This window comes from Viridibacillus sp. FSL E2-0187, from assembly GCF_038006425.1.
In the GTDB taxonomy this organism is placed as follows: domain Bacteria; phylum Bacillota; class Bacilli; order Bacillales_A; family Planococcaceae; genus Viridibacillus; species Viridibacillus arvi.
This window is the reverse complement of the sequence record NZ_JBBOVG010000001.1, coordinates 662,377-677,924: the sequence shown is the minus strand read 5'-3', so window position 1 is coordinate 677,924 and position 15,548 is coordinate 662,377. Positions and strand designations below refer to the sequence as shown.

At 35.4% G+C, this 15,548-nt stretch carries 13 protein-coding genes; 1 reads left to right on the top strand and 12 read right to left on the bottom strand.

All coding sequences use genetic code 11. The annotated features are described in order from the left end of the window. Positions 1-13: 13 nt before the first annotated feature. The 8 genes from MHH85_RS03230 to MHH85_RS03195 form a co-directional block, all read right to left on the bottom strand. A complete protein-coding gene (locus tag MHH85_RS03230; RefSeq protein ID WP_340705921.1) occupies positions 14-1,168 on the bottom strand; it encodes an acyl-CoA dehydrogenase family protein in 1,155 nt (384 codons plus the stop codon). 23 nt (positions 1,169-1,191) lie between these two features. Then, positions 1,192-2,340 (bottom strand): acyl-CoA dehydrogenase family protein, encoded by a 1,149-nt coding sequence (locus tag MHH85_RS03225; RefSeq protein ID WP_340705920.1) that lies wholly within the window; start codon positions 2,338-2,340, stop codon positions 1,192-1,194. Positions 2,341-2,633: 293 nt separating this feature from the next. Beyond that, on the bottom strand, positions 2,634-2,846 hold the full coding sequence (locus MHH85_RS03220; RefSeq protein WP_340705919.1) for an acetyl-CoA carboxylase biotin carboxyl carrier protein subunit: 213 nt from the start codon (positions 2,844-2,846) through the stop codon (positions 2,634-2,636). A 13-nt stretch (positions 2,847-2,859) separates the two neighbouring features. Next, entirely contained in the window at positions 2,860-3,645 is a 786-nt protein-coding gene (locus MHH85_RS03215) for an enoyl-CoA hydratase/isomerase family protein (RefSeq protein ID WP_340705918.1), read from the bottom strand. Positions 3,646-3,670: 25 nt separating this feature from the next. Beyond that, positions 3,671-5,200 (bottom strand): acyl-CoA carboxylase subunit beta, encoded by a 1,530-nt coding sequence (locus tag MHH85_RS03210; RefSeq protein ID WP_193740648.1) that lies wholly within the window; start codon positions 5,198-5,200, stop codon positions 3,671-3,673. Positions 5,201-5,252: 52 nt separating this feature from the next. Beyond that, the gene (locus tag MHH85_RS03205) at positions 5,253-5,612 is read right to left on the bottom strand and encodes an AtuA-related protein (protein WP_340705917.1); all 360 of its coding nucleotides are present in this window, start codon (positions 5,610-5,612) and stop codon (positions 5,253-5,255) included. Further along, the gene (locus MHH85_RS03200; RefSeq protein ID WP_193740650.1) at positions 5,605-6,987 is read right to left on the bottom strand and encodes an acyclic terpene utilization AtuA family protein; all 1,383 of its coding nucleotides are present in this window, start codon (positions 6,985-6,987) and stop codon (positions 5,605-5,607) included. Before MHH85_RS03200 ends, MHH85_RS03205 begins: the two co-directional genes overlap by 8 nt. 500 nt (positions 6,988-7,487) lie before the next feature. Next, positions 7,488-8,681, bottom strand: coding sequence for a NupC/NupG family nucleoside CNT transporter (locus MHH85_RS03195; protein WP_193740651.1), 1,194 nt, complete (start codon positions 8,679-8,681; stop codon positions 7,488-7,490). Between the two features lie 887 nt (positions 8,682-9,568). Here MHH85_RS03195 and MHH85_RS03190 point away from each other — a divergent pair. Further along, positions 9,569-10,378 carry a formate/nitrite transporter family protein gene (locus MHH85_RS03190; protein ID WP_193740652.1) on the top strand — a complete coding sequence of 270 codons (810 nt, stop codon included), beginning with the start codon at positions 9,569-9,571 and terminating at the stop codon, positions 10,376-10,378. A gap of 214 nt (positions 10,379-10,592) precedes the next feature. Here MHH85_RS03190 and MHH85_RS03185 read toward each other — a convergent pair whose 3' ends face one another. From MHH85_RS03185 to MHH85_RS03170, 4 genes are all read right to left on the bottom strand, one after another. Next, positions 10,593-10,796, bottom strand: a complete 204-nt coding sequence (locus tag MHH85_RS03185; protein ID WP_038187584.1) for a cold-shock protein — start codon at positions 10,794-10,796, stop codon at positions 10,593-10,595. Between the two features lie 554 nt (positions 10,797-11,350). Then, positions 11,351-11,728 (bottom strand): SET domain-containing protein, encoded by a 378-nt coding sequence (locus tag MHH85_RS03180; protein ID WP_038187588.1) that lies wholly within the window; start codon positions 11,726-11,728, stop codon positions 11,351-11,353. 413 nt (positions 11,729-12,141) lie between these two features. Further along, on the bottom strand, positions 12,142-13,557 hold the full coding sequence (locus MHH85_RS03175) for a metallophosphoesterase family protein (protein WP_340705916.1): 1,416 nt from the start codon (positions 13,555-13,557) through the stop codon (positions 12,142-12,144). A 211-nt stretch (positions 13,558-13,768) separates the two neighbouring features. Beyond that, positions 13,769-15,376 carry an extracellular solute-binding protein gene (locus tag MHH85_RS03170; protein WP_340705915.1) on the bottom strand — a complete coding sequence of 536 codons (1,608 nt, stop codon included), beginning with the start codon at positions 15,374-15,376 and terminating at the stop codon, positions 13,769-13,771. Between the last annotated feature and the right edge of the window lie 172 nt (positions 15,377-15,548).

Here is a 15,548-nt window from a genome sequence, read left to right as displayed (position 1 = left end):
TTCCTCCACTCTATTAATTCATAGTGATTTGAAGTTTTTTCGTTAATATTTCATTCATGATTTGCGTTGTTCCCCCACCGATAGATTGGATACGTGCATCACGCCAATAACGTTGAACAGGATACTCCATCATATAACCGTTTCCACCGTGAATTTGAAGAGCTTGGTCACATACTCTACTTACCATTTCCGCCGAATATGCTTTTGCCATAGTTGCTTCTGTTGTTACATCGTTGCCTCTTTCATATTGATATATCGCCCGATACGTAATATGTCTTGCTTTTTCAATTTCAACAGCCATATCTACCATCTTATGTCGAAGGACTTGAAATTGGCTTAGTGGTCCACCAAATTGTATTCGTTCTTTACTGTATTGAATAGTTTCTTCTAGTGCCTTTTCGGCTAGTGCGATACTAGTGAGAGCCAACGTTAATCTTTCCCACTGGAAATTGATCATTACATATTTAAATCCTTCATTCACTGTACCAACCACATTCTCCTTAGGTACTTTTACATTTTCGAAATACAATTCGCCCGTATCAGATCCGTGCCAGCCCAATTTATCAAGTTTCTTTCCAACAGAAAAACCAGCCCAATCAGTTTCTACAATTAATAAACTCATATTGCGGTGCCCTGGACCATCAGCAGTTTTTGCAGCAACGATTACATAGTCAGCGTTAACTCCATTTGTGATAAAAGTTTTTGTGCCATTTAAGAGGTAATGATCGCCTTTATCTACTGCTCTCGTGGTAATTGAAGATACATCACTTCCAGCATTCGGTTCGGTAATACCCAATGCGGCAATTTTTTTCCCTTCAATTCCAGGTTTTAAGTATTTTATCTTTTGGTCATGATTACCAAAGCGCCAAATAGGAGTTAAAGCAATACCGATATGTGCAACAATCGAAGCGCCAATTCCACCCGATCCGCACTTTGTTAGTTCTTCATTAAAAATAGCATCCATAATAAGATCGGATCCTGCTCCTCCGTACTCTACTGGAAACTTAGTCCCCAAGTACCCTAATTGCCCAAGTCTTTTAAACATGCTTCTGGGAACTTCTCCAGCTACTTCCCATTCATCAACAAATGGAACAACTTCTTTTTCTACAAATTTTCTTATTGTATTACGAAACATATTATGCTCTTCGTTAAACATCCAGTGGGTCATTTTCTCACTCCCTTTTCTCTGGTTTACAGTCCAATTTGTTTTGAAATGATTTCTTTCATGATTTCATCTGCTCCTGCCCCAATACGATGAAGCCTTGTATCGCGCCAAATGCGTTGAATAGGGTATTCTGACATATAACCATTTCCACCGAATATTTGTAGTGCTCTATCGGCTACCCAATGTGCCATTTGTGCCGCAGCAAGTTTTGACATTGATATTTCTTTACTAGGTACTTCACCCTTTGCAAAACGATATGCAGTTGCATATGTCAATTCCCTACACACTTCAATTTCCGTTTTCATTTCTGCGAGCAGATGGGCAATCACTTGGAAATTAGCGATTGGTTGCTTAAACTGGCTTCTCGATTTTGCATATTGATAAGCTAAATCATAAGCATATTCAGCCATCCCAATTGATCCTGCAGCAGAAATCATGCGTTCTCCTTGTAGTTCCCACATAATATAGGAAAAGCCCTTTCCTTCTTCTCCAAGTAAGTTCGCTTCAGGTACTCTAACATTGTCAAATATCAGTTCTGCAGTATCTGATGAACGCATACCAACCTTTTCTAGTTTCCTGCTAACAGATACACCAGGACTGTCAAGATCCACTAGAAACAAACTGATTCCTTTATAGCCCGGTTCATCTGAAGTTCTTGTGACGAGCGTAACAAAATCGGCACGTGTACCATTCGTAATAAACATTTTAGAACCATTTATTATCCACTCGTTGCCTTCCTTTCTGGCCCTTGTCTCGATAGATGCAACATCTGAACCATGATTTGGCTCCGTTATACCTATCGCAGCAAGCTTGTCTCCTTTTATCGCAGGTTTTAAAAATCGTTCTTTCTGATCTGCATTTCCAAATTGGTCAATTGGAGGTGTCGCCATGTCTGTTTGAACGGAGATAGCCATTGGGAATCCTCCACAGCCGCATTTAGCAAGTTCCTCTGCAAATACGATACCAGTAAAATAATCTCCACCTTGTCCACCAACCTCTTCCGAATAGCGCAGTCCAAGGAAACCAAGATCACCCATTCTTTTTAATATTTCTATTGGAAATTCTCCCGCTGCTTCCCATTCTTCAACAAATGGTTTAACCTCTTTGTCTACGAATTTACGGATAGTTTTTCGGAGCTGTTCGTGCTCTTCTGTAAAATAAGGTTCATATGCCATATTCAAACCTCCACTTTTTAAGTACTAGAATGATCCACACTAGTATCTCTTTTCGAAATTCAATAACTGACTTGGTACTAAGAATATTCCATGATTATTACCGTTGATAGATGTAAGCTCAACAACGGAGAAAACAAACGGCTACTTTGCAAGATGTCTTTTTTTGCCTTCTCCCTGACTTTCATCTGTCGTCAAGTAAAACTAATGAGGTACACTATGTGCAAAGCAATATTGATTGCGAAAGTGTTCCACTAAAAACGGAAATATTCCAAGTAAGTAATTATCGACATTAACTAATCCCCAATTAGAATAACTACTGCTTCTTCTTGAACGAAATCACCTTCTGCCACCTTAATTTCTTTTACGATACCTGCCTCTGTTGCTTCGATTGGAATTTCCATTTTCATTGATTCTAAAATTACAACGACATCCCCCACAGCTACTGTATCTCCTTCACTAACTTCTATTTTCCATACGCTTCCACCCATTGGTGATAGTATTTCCATTAAAATCTCCTCCTTATTTTCCTACCCATTCAGGTTTTCTTTTTTCTAAGAAGGCTGATGCACCTTCTTTTAAATCCTCACTTTGAAAGGACACGATTCTCAAAGTCGATAAATAATCAAACGACTTCATGAAATCCATTTGTTCAGTATTATAATAGGCTTCCAAACCTAAACCGACAGCTAAAGGACTATGTGAGGCAACAGTTTTAGCTAATGCCCATGTTTCCTCTTCCAATTGTTCATGTGGGACTACTTTATGCACGAGTTCATATTCTTTTGCCTTTTTGGCGTCAATAATTTCAGCTGTTAACATCAACTCCATAACGCGTCGATTTCCAACTGCGCGCCTTACCCAAGGCAAAATCACATATGGAATAATTCCTAGTCTTAATTCAGTTAATCCTAATTTCGCTTGATCTGATGCAATCGCAATATGTGCCATAGCGACCAGACCGGTTCCTCCACCGAGAGCAGAACCGTTAACAGAGGCAATGACAGGCGTTTTAACTTTTGCACCGAGTTTAAAAAGTTCTGTACTGTCTAGACCTTCCTTGTGAAGCTGCGGAACTGTTTTTTCGAAATTCTCTTTAAACTCATTTAAATTACCACCTGCTGAAAATGCTTTTCCAGCCCCAGTTAATATTATTGCGTACACTTCTTTGTCTTCATCAGCCATACGAATGGCTTGTATTAATTCTTTCGTTAATTGGTTACATAAAGGATTCCTTATTTCCGGTAGATTCATAGTGATTTTCGCTATATTTTCATTCACTTCATATAAAATAGTTTCATAACTCATTTCTCCACCTCTTTTTAGTAGATAGTTAAACTGGAGCTATAGCATTTCGTTTATCGTACTTTTTCACATCTTTTGTTCTATATTGGTTAAAACGACGAATCAGATTATTTCTCAGATCATCAAATCCAACCAAATCATCAATTACTAGTTCTGATGCGAGTCTATAAATATCAATATCTGCAATATATTCTTCCTTCTTTTCATTGATATAAGCTTGGCGCTCTTCTTCAGGTTTTTCTTGAATTTTATTGTAATAAACCGCATTAATCGCAGCTTCAGGACCCATAACTGCAATTTGAGCACTTGGTAAGGCAAGTACTGCATCAGAGCCGAACGCTGGACCTGCCATTGCATATAGCCCTGCACCATAACATTTGCGAACAACTACCGAAATAATCGGAACAGTTGCTTGCGACAATGCTGAGATCATTTTCGCACCATGACGAATGATTCCACTCCGCTCAACTTTTGAACCAATCATATATCCCGGCACATCGGACAAATATAGTAAGGGAATGTTATATGCATTACAAATCATCGTAAATCTAGCTGCTTTATCGGGAGAATCTACAAATAATGTTCCTCCCTTAACCTTTGATTGGTTTGCTATAATCCCTTTAATCTCTCCATTTAGCCGAGCAAATCCTGTTATTAATTCTGGTGCAAATAGTTTCTTGTATTCGAACCAACTACCTTCGTCAATAATTTGCTCAATTAACTCGTACATATCAAATGGAGTGTTTTGGTTTAATGGGATAATATCTTCAATCGCCCTCCCTTTAACTGGTTCTTTTACAGCTTGAAGAGGCGCGCTTTCTTGCCAATTTTGAGGCATATATTCTAAATAACGTTTACAAACATCAATAGCCTCTTCCTCGCTTTCAACAAGGACATCACCTAATCCGCTTACTGCACAATGCATTCTTGCTCCACCCATGTTGTCCATCGTTGTTTTTTCTCCAATTGCCATTTCAACCATTCTGGGAGATCCTAAATAGGCACTAGAATTCCCTTCAACCATAATGACCAAATCTGAAAATGCTGGAACATACGCTGCACCTGCTGGAGAAGGTCCAAAAAGAATGGCAACTTGCGGAACTACGCCTGATAATTGAATTTGATTGTAGAATATCTTCCCACCATGTCTTCTACCTGGAAACACGTCAATTTGTTCAGTAATCCTTGCTCCCGCCGAGTCAATAAGGTATAGAATAGGGATTTTTAAAACTGCAGCTTTTTCTTGAATGCGAATATTCTTTTCCACTGACTTTGGCCCCCACGAACCAGCTTTCACTGTAGAATCTGCTGCTAAAAAACAAACCATTCTTCCGTTAATTTCACCAATACCAGTTACGCAGCCATCTGCAGGTAATGACGGATCATCATTATTTGCAAATACACCATCTTCAATAATTGAGTTTGGGTCAAATAGTCTTTGCAAACGATCTCGAACAAACATTTTCCCGCTTTTTTCATTACGTTCATGGTATATCTCTTTTCCACCTTTTAAGATACGTTCTTTTTCTGTATAATACTTTTGATTGTCACTGCGCATTTTCAACACTCCCAATTAATAATATTGTTAAATCTTTCATCTATTAAAAAGATCATATTCCTTGGCGTGCTTCACCAATAATTGTTAGTACCTCATCTTCTACCTCAATTTCCATCCGAAGTAGATTAGATCCAAAACATTTCCCTAAATTATCTAATCTTAAAGATGAAGGTGCTCCCCCTCCTAATGCCTCTTTACATAAAAACTTCAACGCGAATACATTAGGAACTTCATATCGATACACTTCACCTTTTACTAAGCCAGTAAAATGTTTCTTAACTTTTTCAGCTGTAACTTGTTGTTTAAGAATTTCATACACTTCTTCATTTGGAGCAAATAAACTAAGGTCTGATGCATTACCTTTATCACCTGAACGGCACTGTGCAATATCTCTTAATTTCACTTTAGACATATTCGTTCACCTCATTTATTTCTACTTTTATGTTTTCTTCGATTAACTCGCGGGGTATGAACGTGGGCCACAGTGCTAATAGTTCCCGTGTTGGAGATAAACCCGTAACCGTGCCAACAAATGGAGGCCCACTCAATGCTAATGGCGGGAACAATCTTGCCAATTTTGAAGCCTCTTTTTTTGTTTCAGTTTTAATAATCATTCGTAAAAATACTTCATTAATCAGATCTTCATCCACTTCATGAGCTAAAGGCCCGTGTAAAGAATTGTAACCAAGATATTCTGCGTGAATGTCCTCTGTTTTAATTCCTAACTTTTTAATTTGCAATCTAATTATTTCTTCAGCCTTCCTTGCTTTCGACAGTGCTTGTGGCCACGAGTAACCAATCATCCCCTGTCCTAAAAACCCATTTGGGTATCCCATTAAAGCTTTAAGTGTTTCTGGTGCTGGTTTGCCTGTAACTCCCGTTATTAATACTCTGTCATTTTCTATTTCTTCAAATTCTGCTGTTGTAAAATCTGCAATAACATCCGGTGTAATGTAAGCAGATGGATCGTGAATTTCATATAAAAATTGTTCCTTAATCGTATCGATACTTATTCTCCCACCAGAACCTTTCGTTTTTGTAACGACAAAAGATCCATCTTCATTTACTTCAGCAATTGGGTATCCGATGTTCTCAAATCCTTCAATGTTGTGCCAATCTCCACTAAAGTTGCCGCCTGACACTTGTCCAGAACATTCCAAGAGATGACCAACTAATATTCCTGAGGCCAACTTATTCCATTCTTCTTTTCCCCATCCAAATTCATAAATAAGTGGTCCTAAAAACTGAGCGGTATCTGATGTTCTTCCTGTTAAAACGATATCTGCTCCTTGTCTTAGGGCTTCAGCAATCCCTTGTGCTCCCAAATAAACATTTGCAAATAGCAGCTTATCCTTCACCGCTTCAATCTGTTCCCCGGTATCGCCATTACTCAGTAAAATTCCTTTGCTTTGTAATTCATCTATCCTGTCATGGATATCGTCCCCGGTAACTGTAGCAATTTTCAGACCTGTAATATTTAACTCTTTCGCAACTCTAATAATTTCATCTTTGGCTCCCTTTGGATTAATTCCTCCAGCATTTGTAATCAATTTAATCCCTTTCTTTTTTATATAGGGAATTAAATTTTTCATAGTTTTCGTTATATCACGGGTATAACCTTTAGTCGGATCTTTTTGCCGATCTTTTTGTAATATAGCCAATGTCAATTCAGCTAATGTATCAAAACAAATATATTGGACATCACTGTGCTCAGCAATGTAAACAGCAGGCTCTAAAGCATCACCATAAAAACCTTGTCCTGCCCCAATTTTAACGACCTTACCCATTCGATTACCCCATTTCTTATTTCATCTTTTATTGCTTACATATGGTTACCACAAACAACTATAATTCTCTATTTCTTCGTACTATACTTACTTTTGATAAACTATTATTTCTTTACAGTGATATACGTAATCTATGTCAATGCTATTAACTTAATGACTTTCTCTTTTACGGTATGTAAAAATATTTTCGTTATTTTGTCATTAAGAGATTAAATATTAGCTAAAGGTTTATATAAAAAAGCCAATCGAGTTTGTGTAAAACTTTTATGATACAGTTTAATTTCCTTTCTTATTCGGATATATTTTTAACAACAAAAAAAACTGTAAACGTTAGTCCCAAACGCTTACAGCCCTTTTTTTACATAGAATAAAAAACAAATCATGATTATCTAAATTCAGAACAAAAAAAGTCCAACCAGTAAACACTGGCTGGACTTTTAATACGTTCGAACTTGCCATTAAAGCGGTTGCAAATTTGCAAACGTATTTATCAAAACTAATTACATAAATATACCAACTAATGTAGCTGATAAGATAGATGCAAGCGTTGATCCGAAGAGTAATTTCAGACCAAATGATGCAACTTCTGATCCTCGTTTATCATTTAGCGCTTTAACGGCACCTGTAATAATCCCGATTGAACTAAAGTTTGCAAAACTTATTAAGAATACAGATACAATAGCTTCTGTTTTAGCCGATAAGTTTGCAGCAATATCTTGGAAACTTAGAATCGCTACGAATTCGTTCGTTACAAGTTTAGTCGCCATAATACCACCTGCTGCAACAGCTTCAGACCAAGGAATACCCATGATGAAAGCAATTGGAGCAAACACATAACCAAGGATTTCTTGGAACGAAATATGGAATATAAGGTCAAATAGATTGTTAATCATTGCCATTAAAGCAATAAATCCAATCAACATTGCACCAACAATAACCGCTACTTTAAAACCATCCATAATGGCTTCACTAATCATTTGGAAGAAAGATTCTTTTTCTTTATGCTCAGCTTCATCGTTGATTACTGTATAATCTTCTTCTGGTTTTAACTCATATGGATTCAATAAATTCGCAACAATCAATGCTGAGAAAATATTGACGATTATCCCTACTACTACGTATTTAGGTTCTAACATTGTCATGTATGCGCCGATTACGGAAACGCTTACAGCACTCATCGCAGAAGTACACAACGTATATAAACGTCGTTTAGAAATCTTATTTAGTTGCTCTTTTGTAGTTAAAAATACCTCTGATTGTCCAAACAAAGCAGATGATACAGCTACATAGTTTTCTAACTTACCCATACCATTTAGTTTACTCATACCCATACCTACATATTTGATAAAGAACGGGAGAACCTTAATGAAATTCAATATTCCAATAAGGACAGAGATGAAAACAATTGGTAGCAGTACGTTTAAGAAAAATACAGCTCCTGGCTCATTTTCCATTCCACCAAATACAAAGTTTACACCTTCAACACCATAGCCCATTAATGTATCAAATAGTTTTGATATAGCACTAATAATACTCAAACCAATAGTTGTGTTAAGAATAAAGAAACTTAGCACTAATTGCGCTATTAACATCATAGCAATTGGACGTATCCGTATATTTTTACGGTTATAACTGAATATATAACCCAATACAAATACGAACAGTAAACCTGTAACTAAAAAAACAAAGTTCATATTTATCCTCCTACATATTTGAAATTTTTTTAGTTAAAATAAGAACTAAATATAAATGAAATAAATCAATTTAAGTCATTCTTTTCAAATTTTCCACTACGAATACTATCAAAATAAATCTGATATGTAAAGTATCTCCCTCAGCATTATAACATTATACTTAGAAAATAAATATTCACCAAATATAATTTTTTTTTTGGAATATTTGTTTTATATATACCTAATATTGTAATATTCCATTGATTTTATGTTAATTATTAACCTTTAAAGTGAAGTTTATATTATTTTAATATAATGATTAAACTTATTATTATTCTTTTTCTTACTAGAAATTGGTTGTAAAATATACGAGGTAAATAATACCAGGTTTCTATATCTCCATAATTCTCTTAAAACAAAAAGAGAATATTTATATCCTTAAAATCTTTTTATTAACTCTTTAAAAAATCAAATGTAGGTATTGAATATTTTTCAACAATAAAAATAGCAATTTCCAAAAATATCTTATTGATTTTAGCGGTTTTTATATATTAAAATATACGCCTGGAGATTCACCAGCGCATCCCATATGTATAGTTATATTACATCTGATCTTGCCGAATCGTTTAGGAACGAATACCAACATAGAAAACGGCTTATCATAATTGATAAGCTGTTCGTGTTGTAAAGAAAAAGGTTTCGGCATGTCATCATGCCGAAACCCTTTTCTATTTGTTGTAGTTTTTATGACTTTTACCGAATCCAATTGGCCCTTTACTTCAAATTAATGAATTCAAATGGAAGTTTCTATTTTTGTAAACTTAGCTTAACGATATTATATCAATGTGTTACATGTTGAGTTTTATCTTTGATTACATTAACAGTAACACAAGCTAATAGGAGGAATTATGGAACATAAAGCTCTACGTAATGTCGAGAAATTGGCACTCAAAAAACAAAAAGTATTTGATCAAAGCATTATAAAATATCTATTACGGGCGATGCTTGCAAGTGCATTTATCGGATTCGGTGTAATCGTCGCATTTAAAACAGGGAACTTATTCTATGCTGAACATTCTCCAGTAGCTTATCCAATTGCTGCTTTAACATTTGGTATAGCCATCGTTCTAATTGCTTATGCTGGTGGTGACTTATTTACGGGAAATACATTTTATTTTACCTTCACTGCTCTTCGTGGCAATATGCCATGGAAAAAAGTCATTCAAATGTGGATTTCTTCATATAGTGGTAATATTATTGGCGCGCTTTTTTTCGCTGGATTAATCTCCTTAACAGGTTTATTTGCTTCACATGAAGTAAATGGCTTCTTAATGAGTGTAGTTGAAGGAAAAATGAATACTCCAACTTCAGAACTTTTCTTCCGTGCGGTTCTTTGTAACTGGCTAGTTTGTTTAGCTTTCTACGTACCGATGGCATTAAAAGGCGACGGTCCTAAGCTATTTACAATGATCTTTTTGGTATTTGGCTTCTTCATTTCGGGATATGAACATTCTATCGCGAATATGAGTACATTCTCGATAGCTCTAGTATTAGATCATCCTGATGCAATTTCAATTGGCAAGGCTCTCCATAACCTCATTCCTGTAACACTAGGGAATATGGTAGGCGGAATAGTCTTCATGGCTCTATTGTACTATTTCTTGGGCGGCCCTAATTCGGACGATGAAGATGAATTCCAAGAAGATGCTGAAGATTAATCTTAAATAAAAAATAAATGAAAGAAATTCAATAGTAACTTTTTATAACGAGATAATCGAAAACAACTATCTCTATGTGAATACACCTACTTCTATATCGTTGTCGTTGAAGGGGATATCAATCGGAGTATCTAAATTACAATTTTATAAACTTCACACACAAAAAGAGGTATCCTAATGAAAGGATACCTCTTTTTTAGTTACATCATTAAAATTAAAGTTTTACGATGTTTGTAGCTTGTGGTCCACGTTGGCCATCTTCTACTGAAAATTCAACTTTTTGACCTTCGTCAAGTGATTTGAAACCTTCACCTTGGATAGCTGAGAAGTGAGCGAATACGTCGTTTCCGCCTTCTACTTCGATGAAACCGAAACCTTTTTCTGCGTTAAACCATTTTACTGTACCTTGTTGTGTCATTTAAATGACCTCCATTAATTGTATTAAATAATATCATATTTCTTCAAAAAAGAAAAAATTCACATATTACAAAAAGTATCAAACAAAACACGATTACTCTTTGTAATATGTGAATTAGTTGTATTCTTGCAATCGATCTTATTACATTTATTATATAATATAAAATCACATTTGTCTAGTGCAAAAGCAAACTTATTATTTATCAACAGTATATTCTTAATTAATAAGTTGAATTCCAAATATAAACTTGCAACAAGTCTCTCCTTGATAACAGTATGTTTTAACTCTCTTTCACTGTCATAAACTACTAAATTTTTTAACAATCAAGAATAACAGCTTTTATATAAAAACACGTAAATTACGAGAGTTTATGGAGATATGTACTAAAGTTAACTGGCAGTTAGTTTGACGATAAACTTTAAAGTTGATTCATTTTGTTCCTAAAAACACAATAACCATCTATCAGTTAATCTGATAGATGGTTATTAAATTTCTCAAGTATAAAGTTGGTTCATATCGAAAGACACATCGTCAATAACCTTCACTACAACTTTTTATTCCTCATTAAACCACAGCTGATCTTTGTCATCAACGTCGCCATTATAATTAATAAGAATTTCATCTCCCGCTTTTATATCTGTATAAGCAAAGAAATCAAATGTGTGATTTTTAAAGTTAATCTCATACATTGCATTAGGTTCATAAGAATGATTAAACAACATTCCATATCCAAGAAGGATAGCAGATTGTCCTATTCCATACTCAAAAGCGTAATCAGCGAGTATAGTTTGCTCAATGTATTGATGCTGTTCGTTTGGATAAGAAATTACAGGTGCCTCATGTAATAGCTCTCCTTTTTGGATATCGCATGTAGCAAATACCCCTCTATTGAATTCTCCATCACTTAATGGAGATGTTTTTACTTCTATCATTTTTTCGCCTACTCACTTTTAAATTAGTCTTTCTAACTTTAACATTAATTTGAATTTTGAGCTCTTTTTTTTACTTTTAAACAACTTTATTATAAATTCAAACATCTTTTTCGTCACAGAACGATTGAAAATATGTAAACAAAACCGTTTTAAGTAAATTTTCACAACTTGTGAATCGCATCTTTGTGTTCTACTGAGATTGGCGCATAGCTTAATGTTGTTACTTGTTTTTCATATCCAAGCAGTTTTCAAAAATACTGGTGCTGAACAATGAAAAAGGGAGACCTTGGAGATCTCCCTTTTTTGTATAAGTTGGATTTTACTAAATTCTACACGTTTGATAATTATTCGCGTATCAGTAAAGGACATATAAGTATATTTTACTTTTTATTTCCTCACCATAACTTTTTTCATTATTTCTTAATAATACCAAATTGATCAATAATATAAGGTTTAGCTTTATTCTTATTTTGATCGATTTCATAACTTACGGCAGTCAGCTTATTTTTATCAATAGTGATGCCGACGAAGTTTTGAATTTGACTGCGGGCTGGACGGTCATTGTTGTCTGGATCTGGGCCATAGATTGCTGCATGATTTTCATCTGCTACTTCAAACAGTTTATAAAATGCATTTCCAAGCACAGGATCTTGATTTTTGTAATATACTTTTGGTCCAGCAGTTGCAGGAATTAAATAAATTGAACCATCTGGATTTACAGTATACTCAATTTTTTGTCCCTTTTTAGTTTCACTAATTTTTTGGATTTTTGAAACTGTCCCTTTACTATTGATCGGTTTTGTTCGTGCATAAATATGGTCATGGCCTTGAAGAACAAAGTCGATATCAAGTTTCGCCATAAGTGGTGCAATCTGATTTCTCACACCATTTGGACCCATAATATCATCATCAGTTGCATGGTTAGATGTTGTGTACGGCCCTTTGTGAATATTAACAATAATCCATTTAGCACCATTTGCTTTTGCTACTTTTACATCTTTTTTCAACCATTCCACTTGTTTTTCTGAAAAGTTAGCGTATTTTTCAGAGTCTTCATTACTATTAAGTACAACAAAGTGAGCGTTACTATAATCATATGAATAATAAGCACCTGTTTTAGTTGCTGATTTTTTAGGTGTATCAAGATTAAAGTGGTCAATAAAAGCATAATTTTCATCTTCATGATTTCCGGCTGATGGAACCAATGTCGTATTTAACAGGCTTTTCCGTGAGTGTCCTAATAGCCAATCCCACTGTTCCTCTTTAACGCCGTCATCCAGCAAGTCTCCATTGTGAACAATGAACTCGGCATTTGGAACCTTATCCATGGCTTTTGAAATTGTTTCAGCAGATAGAATGGCTTCCTCTTCTGTTTTGGCTTGCGTATCAGCTAAGTCAATAAACGTAAATGCACCTTTACTTGGCGCTGTTTCAAATGTACCCACTTCGCTCCAACTACTCTTAGAAGCATCTCCGACACGGAAATAGTATTCGGTATCAGCCTTAAGACCAGTCGCTTTTGCTTTATGTACATATTCTTTCTTAGAATTTGAAGAGATAGTCTTCGTTCCTTTAAATGTCAGAGCTTTTTTAAAGTTTGGCTTCTTCCCTGTTTTTTTAACTACTTGTAAATCAGTGTTTTTTGAAGTTAGGGATGTATACCAAGTAAACCCTTTCGAACTTTTAGCATTCCCATTAAATGAGATAGTTACCTTACTGACAGTAGTTGAAATTGGTTTTTCTGCAGCAGAATACAGATTACCGCCCACTCCACCCACAATAGAAAATGCTAGGGCAGTTGATATTACTTGCTTTGTGATTTTATGCAAAGAATTTCATCCTCCAATATAATAAACTATTACCACCCTTTCAGATAGCTATTTGAGTATAGCATCGTAATTTATTGATATTATTAACGAAATATTATTATATTGTAAATATTCATATTTTTAAAATAATTATTCAATTTCATAAAATATCCTTTTCTAAAAAGTAAAACTCATACGAAGTAATATCTTCGTATGAGTTTTACTCTTATTTTTATTTTTGTTTTTGCATACGGTCGTATGCTCCTTGAGCAGTCTCAAGATACGATTGTAATCCCATCTTTTCAAGCGTTTTCTTATAGTCTTCCCACTTGCCAAAGTCTTGTTTCCCTGTAATGAAAGCAGCAGTCATTTCATCAACATATGTTTGAACATCTGTCATAATTGCACTAACCTTGTCGTTTTCGTCCAGTGTATAGTTGAGCCCTGGAATAATGTCTTCATCTTTCATAAAGTAAGGTTTTGCTTTCGCAGAATTTTCAAATGTACTTTCTATTACCGGGAAGTATTTTTCTTTAACAATCCCCGGATAATAGCCACCAGGCCAAGTTAGGTATTGACTAATAGCTTGATCTTGATTTAAGCCTTTCTGATTATTAATGATTTCTGGTAAATACTTTAAGTTTCCTTCCGCATCTTCTTCATATGTGACTCCCTCGAAGCCCATGAAGAACATTTTACTACCTTCATCCCCATAGAAATGATCCATCCAGCGGACCATTGCTTCAGGATTCTTTGCTTTATCCGTCAAGACGAACATCCCAAGATTACCGAGTCCATTGGACATATCGTTAATAACACGTTCCCCCGTAGGACCTTCAAGAACCGGTACACCAATATACCCTTTAAGTTTTTGTGTTTCTAGCGGGTTAACAGCACTCAGCATACCAAAATTCCCTTTCGATTCTTCGGCAGCAAATACATGTGGTTCGGTTGAGAACACATCTTTATTAATTAGCTCTTCCTTATATAGCTTGTGCAAGAATGTTATTAATTCCTTATACTCATCAGTAGTTGGAATAAAACGAAACTCTTCAGTACCTTCTTTAAAGTCTAAGTTAATATTCATATTTCCTTGTTTGTTCAAGCCATATGTTCCACGCAAATAGCCTATCATTGTGTTAATACCCCAGCCGGTTCCCCATCCAAGCTCATCTGCTTTGCCATTACCATTCGGATCTTGTTCTTTAAACGCTTTCAACACTTTGTATAATTCATCTGGCGTTTCTGGCTCCTTTAGATTTAATTTATCGAGCCAATCCTTCCTGATCCACGGTGTGTCGGCACGTAAAACATCGTACTCTGGATCATAAATTGCAGGGAAACCATAGATATGACCATCCGCCATCGTAACACCTTGTTTCACTGAAGGATACTCTTCAAGTATTTTTTTGAAATTCGGTGCGTATTTATCGATATAGTCATTTAATGGCAAGAATACACCCTGTTCTCCGTATTTGATCAAATCTGTTTTCGGTACAGCTGAAGCAAAGAAAAACTCAGGATAATCGCCCGATGCAAGCATCAAGTTGCGTTTCTCTACCAATCCTTCTGTTTGTACAGTGTTCCAATTTACTTCAATGTTCGATATTTTCTCATATTCTTCCCAAAGCATAAGTTTGTTCCAGTCTTGTGAAGCAAAGAACTTTGCCGCAAATCCATCTACTTGAATCTTTTCGTCCACAATTGGCATCCCTGTTGCATTTACCTTATCGGCATTAGCACTTTTTTCAGTAGTCCCTTCCTCACTCGAACAAGCCCCCAAAATACCCGCTGTTAACAATAATGTAGCTGCTACACTTGAAAAATATCTTCTCTTCAAATCATTCTCCCCCGTTTAGTCTTTTAGTTTTTTAGTTTTTTAGTCTTTTAGTCTTTTAGTTTTTTAGTCTGCCTATCATAACGCCTTTAACGAAGTACCTTTGTAAAGTTGGCAAACATGCCTATTTGCATAAAACAACAAATAGGCTGACGCTACCTCAATCAGAATAATT

What these genes read in the sequence shown, in the direction of transcription:
- MHH85_RS03195 (WP_193740651.1), bottom strand. Translation starts at nt 8,681, where the DNA reads ATGAACTTTGTTTTTTTAGTTACAGGTTTACTGTTCGTATTTGTATTG.
- MHH85_RS03225 (WP_340705920.1), bottom strand. Translation starts at nt 2,340, where the DNA reads ATGGCATATGAACCTTATTTTACAGAAGAGCACGAACAGCTCCGAAAA.
- MHH85_RS03190 (WP_193740652.1), top strand. Translation starts at nt 9,569, where the DNA reads ATGGAACATAAAGCTCTACGTAATGTCGAGAAATTGGCACTCAAAAAA.
- MHH85_RS03200 (WP_193740650.1), bottom strand. Translation starts at nt 6,987, where the DNA reads ATGGGTAAGGTCGTTAAAATTGGGGCAGGACAAGGTTTTTATGGTGAT.
- MHH85_RS03180 (WP_038187588.1), bottom strand. Translation starts at nt 11,728, where the DNA reads ATGATAGAAGTAAAAACATCTCCATTAAGTGATGGAGAATTCAATAGA.
- MHH85_RS03185 (WP_038187584.1), bottom strand. Translation starts at nt 10,796, where the DNA reads ATGACACAACAAGGTACAGTAAAATGGTTTAACGCAGAAAAAGGTTTC.
- MHH85_RS03205 (WP_340705917.1), bottom strand. Translation starts at nt 5,612, where the DNA reads ATGTCTAAAGTGAAATTAAGAGATATTGCACAGTGCCGTTCAGGTGAT.
- MHH85_RS03230 (WP_340705921.1), bottom strand. Translation starts at nt 1,168, where the DNA reads ATGACCCACTGGATGTTTAACGAAGAGCATAATATGTTTCGTAATACA.
- MHH85_RS03215 (WP_340705918.1), bottom strand. Translation starts at nt 3,645, where the DNA reads ATGAGTTATGAAACTATTTTATATGAAGTGAATGAAAATATAGCGAAA.
- MHH85_RS03220 (WP_340705919.1), bottom strand. Translation starts at nt 2,846, where the DNA reads ATGGAAATACTATCACCAATGGGTGGAAGCGTATGGAAAATAGAAGTT.
- MHH85_RS03210 (WP_193740648.1), bottom strand. Translation starts at nt 5,200, where the DNA reads ATGCGCAGTGACAATCAAAAGTATTATACAGAAAAAGAACGTATCTTA.